Origin of the sequence: Nonomuraea sp. NPDC000554 (assembly GCF_040300065.1) — a bacterium.
Taxonomy (GTDB): domain Bacteria; phylum Actinomycetota; class Actinomycetes; order Streptosporangiales; family Streptosporangiaceae; genus Nonomuraea.
Genome location: NZ_JBEPDC010000008.1, coordinates 15,885 through 29,942 on the forward strand (window position 1 = coordinate 15,885; position 14,058 = coordinate 29,942).

The window sequence follows — 14,058 nt, forward strand, 5'->3', positions numbered from 1 at the left end:
AAATCGATAACGGTTTTCATTGTAGAGTCCTTTGCCATGGAATGGTTGCTTGATCCCTTTCAGGTGTCGTTAGTGCGGCAGGCGCTCTGGGGCGGGATCCTCGTCTCCCTCATCTGCGCCCTGGCCGGGACGTGGGTGGTGCTGCGCGGCATGGCCTTCCTCGGCGACGCGATGTCGCACGGGATGCTGCCCGGAGTGGCGCTCGCCTCGCTGGCCGGAGGCAGCCCGCTGGTCGGCGCCCTGGTCAGCGCGGGCGCGATGGCGGTCGGCGTGAGCGTGCTCAGCAGGTCGGCCCGGCTGTCGCAGGACACCGCCATCGGCCTGCTCTTCGCCGGGATGCTGTCCCTGGGAGTGATCGTCGTCTCGCACTCCCGCTCCTTCGCGGTCGACCTGACCGCCTTCCTGTTCGGCGACGTCCTGGCGGTCCGGCCACGCGACCTGGACAACCTGGCCGTCGCCCTCGGCGTCGCCGCCCTCGTCTCGGCCCTCGGGCACCGGCTCTTCGTCGCCCTCGCCTTCGACCCGCGCAAGGCGCGGACCCTGGGAATGCGGCCGAGGCTGGCCCACGCCCTGCTGGTGGGGCTGGTCACGCTGGCGATCGTCGCCTCGTTTCACATCGTCGGAACCCTGCTCGTGTTCGGCCTGCTCATCGCGCCACCGGCGGCGGCAGCCCTGTGGGCCCGCCGAATCCCGATGATCATGCTGGGGGCCGCGGCGCTCGGCGTCGCCTCGACCGTGACGGGGCTGGTCGTGTCGTGGCACGCCGGGACGGCGGCGGGCGCCACGATCGCCGCGGTCGCCGTGTCGCTGTTCTTCCTGTCGGCCCTCGCCGACTTCCTGCGGCGCCGGTCGAGGACGGCGGTGGCCGCGGTCGTCTCCGGGGGCACGCTGCTGACCGGGTGCGCTCCGGCGAACGGGACCGAGGTGGACGCCGGCACGCGGGACGTTCCGCACGGGTACGTCGAAGGCGCCGAGGAGGCGGCCGAGCCGCAGCCCCGCCTCGTCCTGGCCGCCGGCGACACGGGCGCGGTCCACGTCCTCGACCTGGCCTCCGAGAAGGTCACCCACGTCGGCGACGTCCAGGACGTCAGGGGAGTCGCCGGCGACGGCCGCTTCGCCCACCTGAGCGTCGGCACGGACGCGATGCGCGTCATCGACAGCGGCGCCTGGACCGTCGACCACGGCGACCACGTCCACTACTACCGGGCTGCGGCGCGCGACCTCGGCACCGTCACAGGGCAGCGCCCGCAGGCCGCCATCAGCGACACGGCGGTCACCGCCGTGCGGTTCGGCGACGGCACGGTCCAGCTCCTGGACCGCACCCGCCTGGACCGGGGTGAGATCGCCGGGACCGGCACGCCCGCCCTCGCCGCCGCCGCCGTCGTGCCGTACGGGGAGCGCCTGCTCGTGGCCGACGGCGACGCCGTGCGGGTGCTCACCAGAACGGGCGAACCAGACGGCACGGTCGAGGAACCCTGCCGCGAACCGCAGGGGACGGCCGTGACGCGCCGCGGCGTGGTGTTCGGCTGCGCGGACGGCGCCCTGCTGGTCAGCGAGGACGGCGGCACGTTCGGGGCCCGGAAGATCGGCTATCCCCGCAGGACGCCGGCACGCGACCGGGCCAGGGAGTTCCACCACCGGCCGGGGAGCACCACACTGGCGGCGAAGGCCGGTGACACCGGCATCTGGGTCCTCGACGTCGCGGCCGGGACGTGGAAGCGCGTGCGGAGCAGGTCCGTGGTGGCGGTGACGGGCGTCGGCGACGGCTCGCCGGTCCTGTCCCTGACCGGCGACGGCGTGTTGCACGCCCACGACCCCGCCTCCGGCAAGGAGACCGCCAGGAGGAGGCTGCTCTCCGTCCCTCTGACCGGTCGGCCGGTCATCCAGGTGGACACCGGCCGCGCCTACGTCAACGACCCGGCAGGGAAGGCCGTCCACGAGATCGACTACAACGACGGCCTCAGGCTCGCCCGCACGTTCACCCCCGGCTTCACGCCCACGTACATGGCGGAGACCGGACGATGACCGCGCTGCGCCGTGCCGCCTGCCTCCTCGCGGCGGTCGTGCTCCTGGCGGCCGGATGCGCGGGCACCGGCCGGAACGGCTCGGGGGTGGTCGTCACCACGAACATCCTCGGCGACGTCACCCGCAACGTCGTCGGCGACGAGGCCGGGGTGACCGTGCTGATGAAGCCGGACTCCGACCCGCACTCCTTCGGCGTCTCGGCCCGGCAGGCGGCCCTGATCGAGCAGGCCGGACTGGTCGTGTCGAACGGCCTCGGGCTCGAAGAGGGCGTGCTGCGCAACGTCCGGGCGGCCGAGGACGCCGGCGTGCCCGTGCTGGCGGTGGGGGAGCGCGTCGACCCGCTCCGGCTCACCGGCGGGCAGCCCGACCCGCACTTCTGGACCGACCCGCAGCGGGTGGCCGAGGCCGCCGATCTGATCGCCGAACGGGTCATCGCGGAGGTGGACGGCGTCGACGCCGCCGCGGTCCGCGCGAACGCGGCGGCCTACAGAAAGCGGCTCGGCGAGCTCGACACCTGGATGGGCGGGCAGTTCGCGGCCATCCCGCCCGACCGGCGCAACCTGGTGACCAACCACCACGTCTTCGGCTATCTCGCCCGGCGCCACGGCTTCACGGTCATCGGCGCCGTGATCCCCGGCGGCACGACGCTGGCCTCCCCGAGCGCCTCGGACCTGAGATCGCTGGCGGACGCCATCCGCCGCGCCAAGGCGAGGGCGATCTTCACGGACTCCTCCCAGCCTGACCGCCTCGCGCAGGTCCTCGCCTCGGAGGCCGGGCTGAACGTCCGGATCGTCCCCCTGTTCGCGGAGTCGCTGAGCCTGCGGGCACCAGGCGCCTCCACATATCTGGACATGATGCGGACCAACACCAAGGCCATGGTCGACGGCCTGAACGGGCGCTGATCCTTCCCCACTGTTTCCCAAGAAAGGTGCACAACACATGACCGTTCGGCTTCGGACCGGCTCCGCGCTGCTCGCCACGGGACTCCTGCTGGCGGCCTGCGGCTCCCAGCAGCCCGCGGCGAAGCAGGCGACCGCCACCCCGTCGCAGACGCCGGTGACCGCTCCCGTCGTCGCCACCTACGACGGCGGGCTCTACGTCCTCGACGGGCAGAGCCTCCGGCTCGCCAGGGACATCCCCCTCGCCGGGTACAACCGCGTCAACCCCGCGGGAGACGACCGGCACGTCCTCGTCTCCACCTCGACCGGGTTCCGCGTGCTCGACGCCGTCTCGTCCACGCTCAAGGACGAGTTCGCGGCGAGCAAGCCCGGCCACGTCGTCAGGCACGCCGGCACCACCGTCCTGTTCGCGGACGGGACCGGCGAGGTCACCGTCTTCGACCCCGCGGACCTCGCCCACGGCCTGCCCAAGGGCGAGGTCTACACCTCGGCCGCGCCGCACCACGGCGTCGCGATCCAGCTGGAGAACGGCGAGCTGGTCGTCACGCTCGGCACCGAGGAGAAACGCCTCGGCATCCTCGTCCTCGGCAAGGACCGCAAGGAGATCACCCGCAACGAGGACTGCCCGGGAGTCCACGGCGAGGCCACCGCCAAGGGCGAGGCCGTCGTGATCGGCTGCGAGGACGGCGTGCTCGTCTACGAGGACGGCAAGATCAGCAAGATCGACAGCCCGGACGACTACGGCCGCATCGGCAACCAGTCCGGCACCGACGCGTCGGCGGTCGTGCTCGGCGACTACAAGACCGACCCCGACGCCGAGCTGGAACGCCCCACGCGGATCTCCCTCATCGACACCGAGACCGGCACCATGAAACTTCTCGACCTCGGCACGAGTTACACCTTCCGCTCGCTGGCGCGTGGACCGCGCGGCGAGGCGCTCGTCCTCGGCACCGACGGCCGCGTCCACGTGATCGACCCCACCGCGGCGAAGGTCGTCGACACCATCCCGGTCATCGACCCGTGGACGGAACCGCTGGAGTGGCAGCAGCCCCGGCCGAACATCTTCGTCCGCGACCAGACGGTCTACGTGAGCGACCCGGCCCGGAAGCGGCTGCACTCCATCGACCTCGGCACAAGGAAGATCCTCGGGACCGCGGCACTGCCGGCGACCCCGAACGAGCTCACCGGGACGACCGGCTGAACCAGCGGGAGTCCGGGCCCGTCATCGGGCGGCCCCTGACGGCACCGCCGCCGCGAGCGCGGACAGGGCGCGCGAGACGTCCTCGGCGGTGTTGAAGCCGTGGAAGCCGAACCTGAGCACGCCGGCGCGCGCGGTGGCGCAGACCCCCTGGTCGTCCAGGGCGCGCACCGCGGCGTCGGCGTCCGGCACGACGAGCCCGACGATGTGGCTGGGACGCTCGCTGGGCAGGCACCGGAAGCCGAACTCGCCGGCGCCGTCGCGCAGCAGCCCCGCCAGGCCGAGGCTGTGCCGCTCCACCTGGACGGGGTCCAGGGAGCCGAGCAGGTCCAGTGCCGCGGTCGCGCCGGCCCAGGTCGGCCAGCACAGGGACATGTCGAGCTTGCGGGCGTCGGGGGCGTAGGACAACGGGCCTCCGTAGGAGTTCGCCCACGGGTGCGCGGTGGCCTTGGGGTTGGGGGCCAGGGGCGTGAGCGCGCCGAGCCGGTCGGGACGCACGTAGAGCCACGCGGCCCCGCGCGGGCACAGCAGCCACTTGTAGCCGTGCACGGCGACGTAGTCGGGGTCCACCGTGCCGGGCAGGGACAGCACGCCGGCGCTCTGCGTCGCGTCCACGAACAGCTGGGCCCCGACCTCGCGGCAGCGGGCGGCGACCGCCGCCAGGTCGGTACGCCAGCCCGTGGCCGACTGCACGTCGCTGACCGCCACCAGCGCCGTGTCCTCGGTGACGGCGGCGACCAGCGCCTCGGCGCCGAGGCGTCCCTGCGGCATCGGCACCTGGTGGACGCGCACGCCGCGCTCCTCGGCGGCGAGCCACGGGAAGAGGTTGCTGCGGTACTCCTGGGCGCCGACCACCACCCGGCTGCCCGCCGGCTGCGCGGCCGCCACGGTCGCGGCGGCCTCCGCCATGGACTGCACGAGCGCCACGTGCGCCGCTTCGACGCCGAGCAGCCCGGCGACCTGCTCGCGGCAGCGCTGGGCGGCGCGGTCGCGCCGCGGCCAGGAGACGTCGCTGGCGGCCCAGCCGTCCACCTCCTCGTGGAGGGCGCGGGTCACCTGCCGGGCTGCCGGGGCGCTGCTCGGCGTGGCCAGCCAGGCGACCCGCTCCAGGATGGGGAACTGCGCGCGAAACAGTTCGAGGTCCACGTCCGCTGCCTCCTTGGACTTGTCCGGTCTTACAACAGTGGGCAAGCTCGGCTTATGAGTCAAAGGACGGCTTCTCATGCCGATCATGAAAGCGATCGATGATGGAGTTGCAGCAGCTGCGGTGCTTGATCGCCGTGCTGGACACCGGTTCCTTCACGAAGGCGGCTGAGGCCCTCCAGGTGACGCAGGGCGCGGTCAGCCACGCGGTGAACGGGCTCGAGCGCCGGCTCGGCGTGCCACTGGTGCGGCGGGGGCGCGGCCTGGCGACCGCGACCGAGGCCGGCGAGCGGGTCTCGGTGCACGCGCGGGCGGTCTTCGCCCGCCTGCTGGCCGCCGAGGAGGAGGTCCTCGCGCTGCGGGGGTTGCGGGCGGGCCGCCTGCGGGTGGGCAGCTTCAGCAGCGCGTCGACGCGGCTGCTGCCCCGGCTGCTCGCCGCCTATCGCCGCCGACACCCCGAGATCGAGGTGACGCTGCGTGAGGGCAACGACGTGCAGGCCAGGGCCTGGCTCACCGGCGGCGAGGTGGACGTCGCCTTCGTCGTGCTGCCGGCCGACGGTCTTGACGTGATGCCGCTGGCAGAGGACGAACTCGTCCTGGTGCTTCCGCGGGAGCACCGGCTGGCGGGGGAGGAGGTCGTCCAGCTCGCGCGGCTCGCCGAGGAGCCGATGATCCTGTCCACCGGAGGCTGCGCGGCGCTCGTGCGGTCCGCCTTCCAGCGGCACGGGCTCGAGCCGCGCGAGGCCGGCGTGACCCAGGAGGGGGCCACCGCCCTGGCCATGGTCGAGGGCGGTCTCGGGGTGACGCTCATGCCGCAGCTCGCGGTGCCGCCCCTGCCCGACGCCCTGACCGTCCGTCCGGTCAGCCCGGCCGGACGGCGCCGCCTCGGGCTCGCCACCCGCCACGAACCACGCGGCCCAGCCGTCGAGGCGTTCCTCGCACTCGCGGACGAGCAGGCTCCGGGCAGGCCCTGACAGCCTCACCCACGCGAGCCCGATGATCCCCCGCGCGAGGGGCATGATCCCCCGTGCGGGGGAGGAGGGCCGGGCGATGACCCCGGCAGGGTGGCAGGGTGACTGAGGAGCCGCGCACCGATGCCATCGCATGATCCGCCGTCGTCCAAGGGCCGAGAGGTCCAGCGAACGTTCAACAAGATCACTGACTACTACGACCGGATGAATCGCCTCATGACGCTGGGGCGACATGCCGCCTGGTGTCGTGACGTCGCAGTGCGGACGAAAGTCCCTTCAGGCGGAAAGATGCTCGATGTCGCCACCGGAACCGGCGTCATCGCTCTTGCCGCACTGGAGAAGTATCCGAACTCAACCGTCTATGCCGTCGATTTCTCGGAGCGGATGCTGACGGAAGCAGCGAGCAAACCGGGGGCCTCCGCCATCCTGTGGCAGCATGCGGACGCGAACGATCTGCCCTTCGGCGACGAGTCCTTCGACGCCGTCACGCATGGTTATCTCCTCCGTAATGTCGAAGATGCCGAGCGCGTGCTCGAAGAGCAGTACCGGGTGCTCAAACCCGGAGGCCGGGTCGTCATTCTGGAGACTTGCCCGCCACGAGGGCTGCTCCGTTATCCGGTGGCTCTGGGCGTTCGAGTTCTGATTCCCCTTCTCGGCCAGATAGTCGCTCGCGATCGTGAGTCATACGCATACCTGCAAGAATCCACACTCGGATTCATGACTCCCAAGGAGGTCGTCGCGATCCTTCGTCGAGTCGGTTTCGCCTCCATAGCGTGGAAGAAGAAGTTCTTCGGCACCCACATGATCATCTCGGCCCGGAAACAATAGCCTTCGGAGCCTCCGCAGGGAATCGTGGGTCCGCACGGCCACGGGCCACCGAAGGCCCGTACCAATTGACCGAATGAGCGTTCGACTACATTAACCGCCGTGGATGATGTCGAACCCTTGCGAATCCCGCCACAGGTCCTCTGTATGGGCAAGCGCCGCGCGTTCCTGCTGCGGTCGCGACGCCGCAACGAGGGCGGCATCGCCCGCTGGTACGGCGAGCTGGTGGTCATGCAGTCGGAGGTGGCTCACAACGGCGAGACCGCGCTGTCGCTGACACCGCCACGGTGGGTAGCCGCGATCGTTATCTTGGGTTCTTGGCCCTTTCTCGCAGGTCAGGGCGAGAAGATCTTGTCAGGCAGGTAAGGCACGGTGCTGAACCGGGCAGCCATAAGCGCGAGGTCCGCGGCCCTGTCCCGCAAGCGCGGAGATCACAAGGTGGTCGGCGTTCGGGGCGCCGGGTCTGGATATGCCTGCGCGACACCTCTCGCGGGGACCGGGCGAGCGTAATCGATCATTTCGCGCGGTGTTTCGTGCACAGGCGCGAAGGCAGGTCTTCGAGGAGGATGCGTGCGGGAATTGGCGCTGGGCGGGCGATCTTCGTTCGGTGCCTGAGCGTGCCTGACGCCGACAGCCGTTATCGATTCGGTCCGCCCGGATGCCTTTCCTCCTCGGCGGGTTATCAGACGTTGACGGCTGCGTGCTCGTCGACGAACGCGTCCCGCATGGTGAACCGCACGCCGGTCAGACGCGCCTTGACCGTCTCGTCGGCGCTCAAGAGCGGCGTGTCCACGCCGGCCATAGCCTGTTCGCTGCCGGCGGGCTCAAGGTCCTTGAGCTTGCCACCGAGGTGTACCGTGTTGGCCGCATACAGGGCGCCGGCCGGGGAGACGATCTCAAATTCGGCGTCGATGTGCAGATCGCTGGGGAACCGCGCCCGGCTCAGGCTGTCCTCGTACCCCTCGCCGATTGTAGGCCGGCCAGGCACGCGAAACTCATCGGTCCATCCTGCCCCGATGATGCTCGCCTGCCCCACGGCTCGCCCGTCGAGGCCCGAAGCGCCGTAGTAACCCTTTTGTAGCTGTCATCCGGTTTCGTTCGGGTAGCGCCGCCGGGTGCCGTCGGTGATTATCGACGCGACGTGACCGCGCTGCGAAAGGATCGGATATGACGTGGCATCCGTGGAGACGGGCGTTTTTCACGGCGGGGGCGGCCGTGGTCGGCTTCGACCCGTCCACGCGCATGTGGGTCACCGACGCCGCCCAGTCTCAGGGGATGGTCGACCTGCCGCCGCTGAAGGGCAAGGTGGTGACCGATCCCGCCTCGCGCGGCCAGGCGGCCGACGACTTCGGGCACCTGGTCCATCGGACCCCCGGGGCCGTGCTGGAGCCCGGCGCCGTGTCGGACATCATGGTGATGATGAAGTACTGCCGGACGCACGGCCTGCAGGTGGCCGCGCGCGGCCAGGGACACGCCACCTTCGGTCAGGGCCAGGTCGCGGGCGGTCTGATCATCGATATGACCCCGCTCAACGCGGTTGAGGTGCGGGAGGACACGGCCGTCGTGGAGGCGGGCGCGCTCTGGAGCAGCTTGGCGCAGGCGACCCTGGCCCACGGCCTGACCCCTCCGGTCTTCACCGACTACCTGGAGCTCTCGGTCGGCGGCACGCTCTCGGTGGGCGGTGTCGGCGGCCAGACCCACCACCACGGATCCCAGGTGGACAGCGTCGTGGAGCTGGAGGTCGTCACGGGGGAGGCCAGCCTGAGGAGGTGTTCCGCGCGGCTGCGCCCCGACCTCTTCCGCGCGGCGCTGGCTGGAAGAGGACAGTGCGGCATCATCACCAAGGCCACCGTGCGCCTGCTGCCCGCCCCCGCGACGGTCCGCCACTACCTGCTCTCCTACCCGAGCGTCGCCGCGCTGACCGCCGACCAGCGGCGCGTGGTCAACGACGGCCGCTTCGCCTACGTGGAGGGAGAGCTCGGGCTGCCGACCGGCTCCGCTGGCTGGAGTTACCAGCTTGAAGCGGTCGCCTTCTTCAACGGCACGACCCCGCCCGACGACGCCAGGCTTCTCGACGGGCTGGGCGACCAGCCCGGCGACCGGCAGATCCAGGACATGTCCTACTTCGACTTCCTCAACCGGCTCGCCGCGGGCGTCGCCGATCTGAAGTCCACAGGCGAGTGGTACCGCCCGCACCCCTGGTGGAACATGTTCCTGCCCGCGAGCCGCACCGACGCCTTCGTGGAGGCCGCCATCAAGGACCTGACCGAGACCGAGGTCGGCGCCAGCGGCGTGGTCCTGCTCTATCCCTTCCCCCGCGCCCGCCTGCACCTGCCCTTGCTGCGCATGCCCGACGAGGAGACGGTCTTCCTCTTCACACTGCTCAGAACCGCCTCGCACGGAGCCGAGAGCCCGCAGGACATGGTGGAGGCCAACCGTTCCCTCTACCTGCGCGCCCAAGCCGTCGGGGGTTACCAGTACCCGGTCGGCTCCATACCCACCACGCCTGAGGAGTGGCGCACCCACTACGGCCCCGCATGGGCCGCCTTCGAGGCGGCCCATGAACGCTACGACCCCGACGGAATCCTCACTCCGGGCCAGGGCGTCTTCCCTCCGGGACCGTGAAGTCCGCGGCCGGATCACCCGTGCCGAGTTTCGCCGCCAGGCGAAGGGCGCGGTGTTGCAGGGGGACGGCCGGAATACGCCAGAAAGGGATCGCGGACCAGCGTTGTAGCTGGTGGGGCTGTGGGAAGACGCCGGGATGGCTCTGGCCGGTCCGCCTCCGGGCTCCAGGCCGCCTCAGTGATGACGGCCAGACCCTAGCTTGATCAACATGCCTCTGGCATGGTGGGTTTGCGGCCGATTCTGCTCGGCTGCCTCGCCCCGACCTGTGGTTCGGAAAGGACATCTCCGTGGTTCAAGCAGGGGGTATCTACGTGCTGGTGAACGTGAACACCGACACGTGCCTGGATGAGAACCTCGGTAACAATTGGGTCAGGGCGTGGGGGCGCAACATCGGCGATAATCAGAAGTGGCTGTTGGATCGGCAGGGCCCCGGCCGGCGGTGGTCGGTTCGGAACGTCGCGAGTGGCCGCTTCCTTTGTCCCGAGTCTGACGACCCGGGAACCGGACTTCGCACTGAGGAAAGCCCCTACCTGTGGCATATCACGTCCGACGAACAAGGGCCCCGTTTGTGCATCTCCGCAGCCCATGCTGATGAAGAAGACAACAAAAGGGTCCTGTTGCCGGAACGCAAGGGCGACAAGCAAGTCTGGTACTTCGAAGAGGCATGAGGGAGCGTTTGGTCCTGTCTGATCCCGGGGTTTAGGCGCCGGCCAGGCCGGCTGTCAGACCCGTAAGTATCGCGACCGACGTCAACTCCGTGGCCTAGGCAGAGGACAGCGGCCCTCAGAGGTGTCGTGGACGTCAGACGGCGCTAAGGGCACAAGAATCCAGTAATCCACCTCCACTCAACCCGGGACACACCACCCGCTGCATCGGCTGACGGACCCCGTTCTAATCAAAGAAGACCGGACTCAGTCCTGCCTCGACGAGCGGGACCCGCGGCCGCAGGGTAAGGAGTGCGACGAATACCCGTTCGCCTCGACGTGGGAGGGGTCCGTCACCAGTGGCTTCGACGCCAGTCATCGTCTGATTGACGCCACCCAGAACCGTGACGGCGGCACCAATCTGCAAGTCTGGTACGGGGAGCAACGCGTTATTGAGAAGGACGCGTTCTATGTCCAGGTTCCGGCTATTCGCTACCGGCTAGCCTGATCCGATGGACAACGACTCTCCAGGTCCGCCCTACCCCTACGACTGGGTACCCGGTCTGCTGTGGGGCAAGGCGCTCGTTCGCGAGCGTCGAATCGTGATCCGCGACCCCCTGGAGCCGCTTCCAGATGGCGTCAAGGACAGCGGCGGCCTGGTCAGTGTCGTTTCTAACGCGGTGGTGATCTGGTCTCGAGTGGACGCTGGGCCGGTCCATATCCGGGTCAACTACGGATTCGAGCCTCTTCGCGCCCCTACCTCAACGTGGGAAGGGCGCGAAGAGGTCGCGTTCGTCTCCTCCACCGGCGTGATGGAGATCGACGACCTCATACCGATCGGCGAGCCGGGCGACCACGGATACCCGTTGAACCTGGCCTTCCGCGGCCCCGGCCGGTACGGGCTGCTTGTGCATGGACGGTCCCGCCGGTTGAGCGCGCGCGTGGCGCCCAAAGAAGTCGGCGAAAGCTACATGCTCTACGTCTGGCCTCAGGAGACCACCTGAAAGATGAGGCCGACCTTATAGCAGGACTGCCAGCGTTGCCGTCGCGGCCGCTGCGCCCGCCGCGGCACCCGCGAGGGCCTGGGCGGGCGTGTGATGCGAGACCCGCACGCGGGCCCACCCGATCACCGCCACCAGCACCGTCCCAACCACCAAGACCGGTAACGCGGGGAGCACGTGCGCCAGCACCACCGCGCTCCCTGCCGAAACCCCCGTATGGAAGCTGATCTTCCACACGAGGGTCACCAAGCCCATCACCAGCACCCAAGCCAGCATCACGGCCGCGCACGAAACGACCACCCTGGGCGCGTCCAAGAGCGCGAGGACGGCCAGACCCACGATCACCGCGGCGAAACCGGCGAGCATCGGCCCCTTGCGGGATTCCCTGTTGACCAGGTGGATCGAGTCGAGGCGGCCCCGCCGTACCCCGACAGCGATCACAGCGGCGGGCGCGCCCGCGCACAAAGCCGCAGCCAGTAGCCCCCACGCCAACCCCGCCCAGCCGTACGCGAGCAGCCCGGCCAACGGCGGCATGGCGATCGCCACGTACTGCGGCGCGAATACCTCCGTCACCGCGCGGGCGAACCCGCCGCCTCCAGCTTCTTCCACGCCACCCACACGCTGATCAGCCACTTCGCCTCCTCGGCGATCTCCGTACCCGCCTGAACCTGGACCCCCTCGGCCGTTCGCTCGGCCATGGCCCCGGACTCCTTCGCCGCCAGCGCGTCGCGCAACCGCAGCGCCGTCGCATCCGGGTCCACCCTGCCGGTCTCGTAGGTGCCCGGCGGCAGGTGCGCCCACAGGCGGCGCATCGCGTCATGGCACTCTGCTGCCGACCGGGATCGCATCGCTGACCCGGCTGATCAGCGAGGAGCGATGGCCGGCGGCTGTGTCAGACCTCAGGGGCCGCGGCGGCCAGAAGCCGGGCGAGCTCGGCAGGCCGTGTGATCATGGGCCAGTGGCCCGAGTCGATGTCCACAAGGTCAAGGTGTTCGGCCTTGGCCAGCTCGGGCACGTCACCGGCGGCTATCCACTCCTGAGCCTGGGCGGGGGTGAACTCGGGGCACACGACGAGAACGGGTACGTCGAATCGTCGCTCGTCCGTCATGCGTATTACGCCCTTCGTCACCCCGGCGGGGACGGCAATCGCCGCGGACGTGAAGTCGCTCCTTGCCTCCTCGTCGAGGTCAGCTGAGTCCGGTCCTTCGAACGGACCCCAGCCGGGGAAGGGCATGACGCCGTCCTTCACCTCGAAGAAGTCGGCGTAGGGCTGCCCGTCCGCGGCCGGGAAGCCGCCGATGAACGCGACCTTGGCGACCCGCTCCGGACACGCGTCGGTGGCCAGCCAGGCCAGGGTGCAAGCGGCGGAATGCCCCACCACCATGGGCTTTCCTGACGCCGACGCCACGGCGGCGAGCACGGCTGCCACCTGGTCGTCGAGAGTGGCCGAGGCAGATCCGTCACCCTGCCCGGGCAGGGTGATCGGTATGGGGCGGTGGCCGAGCGCCTGAAGGACGGGCACGACGTCGTCCCACGCGGATCCGTCGAGCCACAGGCCGGCGATGAGCAGGATATCCATGGTCAGTTCTCTTTCTTCAGCGTGTTCCGGCGAGGACGGAACTCGGTCAGGACGTCAGGCTAGGACCGATTCCGGACGTTCTACTTCCTGTTCACCTGACCTCGTCATGTGCTCGTGTGCCGACCGATCCCAGTCCCACCGCACGAGCTCTGCGCGCCATGGAGATTCTCCAGGCCTGCCCTGGCGTGACGGCGTCATCACGGCACGCCTTGATCACTGAACTACCATGTCCGGGTATGAACGCCGAAGGCTGGTTGGCAGACACCCGGACGTCCTACGACACCGTCGCCACCAGCTATGCGGACCAAGTGCGCGAGCTCCTGGATCAAACGCCCTACGAGCGTGCGGTCCTGGCGCTGTTCGCAGACCTGGTGCAGACCACCGGCGGGGGGCCAGTCGCGGACGTGGGATGCGGGTCAGGGAGGATTACGGCCTACCTGCGTGAACTGGGCGTGGACACGTTCGGGATCGACTTGTCGCCCGCGATGATCGAGGTAGCTCGGCGTGATCACCCCAGCCTACGGTTCGAGGTCGGTTCCATGACGGACCTCGACCTCGCCGACGCTTCGATGGCTGGCCTGATCGCCTGGTACTCGCTGATCCACGTCCCCGACGACGAGATCGGCTCGGTCTTCACACATTTCCAGCGAGTGTTGCGGCCCGGTGGCCCACTGCTTCTCAGCTTCCACGTCGGTGATGAGTCGCGGCTGAAGACGCAGGGCTACGGTGGCCACCCGATGAAGGTCTACGTCCATCGCCGCCAGCCTGGCCAAGTGGCAGCCTGGCTCAACGATGCCGGCTTCACGGTCGAGGCACAGATGACTCTCAGCTCAGCCGAGAGCACGCTCGGGGGAATTCTCTTGGCGCGTCGGCAGCCTGATATTCAGTAGGGGTCCGTAGCTCGACTGAGGCGTCAGGCTACGAGCAAGATCATTCACGCAAGTGCGGTCAGAGCCAATTTCGAGGAGCCTCATCACCGCTGCCAGGGTCGCGGTTCAGCAACGATCGGGCCCTGGTGACAGCGCCACGGGCAGCCTTTGCGGCTGGTGACGCGTACCCGAGCGGGAGGCCGACCAGGGCTAAGCCAGGCCGTCGGCGCGCGTGTGAGAGGCCTGGACATGATCGAGTCCTGGTCCCAGCGAGCACCG

The 14,058-nt window shown here is 69.5% G+C and carries 15 protein-coding genes and 1 pseudogene; 11 read left to right on the forward strand and 5 right to left on the reverse strand.

Annotation, left to right across the window (positions count from 1 at the left end):
- Nucleotides 1–36: 36 nt before the first annotated feature.
- The 3 genes and pseudogenes from aztB to aztD form a co-directional block, all read left to right on the forward strand.
- Nucleotides 37–855 (forward strand): annotated as a pseudogene (aztB, locus tag ABT294_RS17240) (zinc ABC transporter permease AztB); the annotation flags it as partial.
- 1,166 nt (nt 856–2,021) lie between these two features.
- Entirely contained in the window at nt 2,022–2,927 is a 906-nt protein-coding gene (aztC, locus tag ABT294_RS17245; RefSeq protein ID WP_350806692.1) for a zinc ABC transporter substrate-binding protein AztC, read from the forward strand.
- 37 nt (nt 2,928–2,964) lie between these two features.
- The gene (gene aztD / locus ABT294_RS17250) at nt 2,965–4,125 is read left to right on the forward strand and encodes a zinc metallochaperone AztD (protein WP_350806693.1); all 1,161 of its coding nucleotides are present in this window, start codon (nt 2,965–2,967) and stop codon (nt 4,123–4,125) included.
- 21 nt (nt 4,126–4,146) lie between these two features.
- Here the strand turns inward: aztD and ABT294_RS17255 are convergent, their stop codons facing one another.
- Nucleotides 4,147–5,268, reverse strand: coding sequence for an aminotransferase class V-fold PLP-dependent enzyme (locus ABT294_RS17255; protein WP_350806694.1), 1,122 nt, complete (start codon nt 5,266–5,268; stop codon nt 4,147–4,149).
- 98 nt (nt 5,269–5,366) lie between these two features.
- Here ABT294_RS17255 and ABT294_RS17260 point away from each other — a divergent pair, with 98 nt between their 5' ends.
- The 3 genes from ABT294_RS17260 (at nt 5,367) to ABT294_RS17270 (ending at nt 7,427) form a co-directional block, all read left to right on the forward strand.
- A complete protein-coding gene (locus ABT294_RS17260; protein ID WP_350806695.1) occupies nt 5,367–6,239 on the forward strand; it encodes a LysR family transcriptional regulator in 873 nt (290 codons plus the stop codon).
- A 120-nt stretch (nt 6,240–6,359) separates the two neighbouring features.
- Complete coding sequence (locus ABT294_RS17265) at nt 6,360–7,064, forward strand: ubiquinone/menaquinone biosynthesis methyltransferase (RefSeq protein WP_350806697.1); 705 nt, start codon at nt 6,360–6,362, stop codon at nt 7,062–7,064.
- Nucleotides 7,065–7,163: 99 nt separating this feature from the next.
- Nucleotides 7,164–7,427: a hypothetical protein gene (locus ABT294_RS17270; protein WP_350806699.1), complete on the forward strand. Its 264-nt coding sequence runs from the start codon at nt 7,164–7,166 to the stop codon at nt 7,425–7,427.
- Nucleotides 7,428–7,743: 316 nt separating this feature from the next.
- On the opposite strand, the gene ABT294_RS17275 is transcribed toward ABT294_RS17270, so the two are convergent.
- Nucleotides 7,744–8,097: a DUF6004 family protein gene (locus ABT294_RS17275; RefSeq protein ID WP_350806700.1), complete on the reverse strand. Its 354-nt coding sequence runs from the start codon at nt 8,095–8,097 to the stop codon at nt 7,744–7,746.
- Nucleotides 8,098–8,228: 131 nt separating this feature from the next.
- Here ABT294_RS17275 and ABT294_RS17280 point away from each other — a divergent pair, with 131 nt between their 5' ends.
- From ABT294_RS17280 to ABT294_RS17295, 4 genes are all read left to right on the forward strand, one after another.
- A complete protein-coding gene (locus ABT294_RS17280) occupies nt 8,229–9,686 on the forward strand; it encodes an FAD-binding protein (RefSeq protein ID WP_350806702.1) in 1,458 nt (485 codons plus the stop codon).
- A gap of 287 nt (nt 9,687–9,973) precedes the next feature.
- Nucleotides 9,974–10,354 (forward strand): RICIN domain-containing protein, encoded by a 381-nt coding sequence (locus ABT294_RS17285; RefSeq protein WP_350806703.1) that lies wholly within the window; start codon nt 9,974–9,976, stop codon nt 10,352–10,354.
- A gap of 226 nt (nt 10,355–10,580) precedes the next feature.
- Entirely contained in the window at nt 10,581–10,838 is a 258-nt protein-coding gene (locus ABT294_RS17290) for a NucA/NucB deoxyribonuclease domain-containing protein (RefSeq protein ID WP_350807084.1), read from the forward strand.
- 4 nt (nt 10,839–10,842) lie between these two features.
- Nucleotides 10,843–11,334: a hypothetical protein gene (locus ABT294_RS17295; protein ID WP_350806705.1), complete on the forward strand. Its 492-nt coding sequence runs from the start codon at nt 10,843–10,845 to the stop codon at nt 11,332–11,334.
- Nucleotides 11,335–11,349: 15 nt separating this feature from the next.
- Here ABT294_RS17295 and ABT294_RS17300 read toward each other — a convergent pair whose 3' ends face one another.
- The 3 genes from ABT294_RS17300 to ABT294_RS17310 all read right to left on the reverse strand — a co-directional run bounded on the left by ABT294_RS17300 (nt 11,350) and on the right by ABT294_RS17310 (nt 12,910).
- The gene (locus ABT294_RS17300) at nt 11,350–11,940 is read right to left on the reverse strand and encodes a hypothetical protein (RefSeq protein WP_350806708.1); all 591 of its coding nucleotides are present in this window, start codon (nt 11,938–11,940) and stop codon (nt 11,350–11,352) included.
- Nucleotides 11,901–12,143 (reverse strand): DUF6545 domain-containing protein, encoded by a 243-nt coding sequence (locus ABT294_RS17305; RefSeq protein WP_350806710.1) that lies wholly within the window; start codon nt 12,141–12,143, stop codon nt 11,901–11,903. Before ABT294_RS17305 ends, ABT294_RS17300 begins: the two co-directional genes overlap by 40 nt.
- Before the next feature lie 80 nt (nt 12,144–12,223).
- Complete coding sequence (locus ABT294_RS17310) at nt 12,224–12,910, reverse strand: alpha/beta fold hydrolase (RefSeq protein WP_350806711.1); 687 nt, start codon at nt 12,908–12,910, stop codon at nt 12,224–12,226.
- Nucleotides 12,911–13,146: 236 nt separating this feature from the next.
- Here ABT294_RS17310 and ABT294_RS17315 point away from each other — a divergent pair, with 236 nt between their 5' ends.
- Nucleotides 13,147–13,800: a class I SAM-dependent DNA methyltransferase gene (locus ABT294_RS17315; protein ID WP_350806713.1), complete on the forward strand. Its 654-nt coding sequence runs from the start codon at nt 13,147–13,149 to the stop codon at nt 13,798–13,800.
- Nucleotides 13,801–14,058: the final 258 nt, after the last annotated feature.

Coding starts and splice junctions, on each gene's coding strand:
- ABT294_RS17305 (WP_350806710.1), bottom strand. CDS start 12,143: ATGCGCCGCCTGTGGGCGCACCTGCCGCCGGGCACCTACGAGACCGGC.
- aztD (WP_350806693.1), top strand. CDS start 2,965: ATGACCGTTCGGCTTCGGACCGGCTCCGCGCTGCTCGCCACGGGACTC.
- ABT294_RS17260 (WP_350806695.1), top strand. CDS start 5,367: ATGATGGAGTTGCAGCAGCTGCGGTGCTTGATCGCCGTGCTGGACACC.
- ABT294_RS17280 (WP_350806702.1), top strand. CDS start 8,229: ATGACGTGGCATCCGTGGAGACGGGCGTTTTTCACGGCGGGGGCGGCC.
- ABT294_RS17265 (WP_350806697.1), top strand. CDS start 6,360: ATGCCATCGCATGATCCGCCGTCGTCCAAGGGCCGAGAGGTCCAGCGA.
- aztC (WP_350806692.1), top strand. CDS start 2,022: ATGACCGCGCTGCGCCGTGCCGCCTGCCTCCTCGCGGCGGTCGTGCTC.
- ABT294_RS17315 (WP_350806713.1), top strand. CDS start 13,147: ATGAACGCCGAAGGCTGGTTGGCAGACACCCGGACGTCCTACGACACC.
- ABT294_RS17295 (WP_350806705.1), top strand. CDS start 10,843: ATGGACAACGACTCTCCAGGTCCGCCCTACCCCTACGACTGGGTACCC.
- ABT294_RS17310 (WP_350806711.1), bottom strand. CDS start 12,910: ATGGATATCCTGCTCATCGCCGGCCTGTGGCTCGACGGATCCGCGTGG.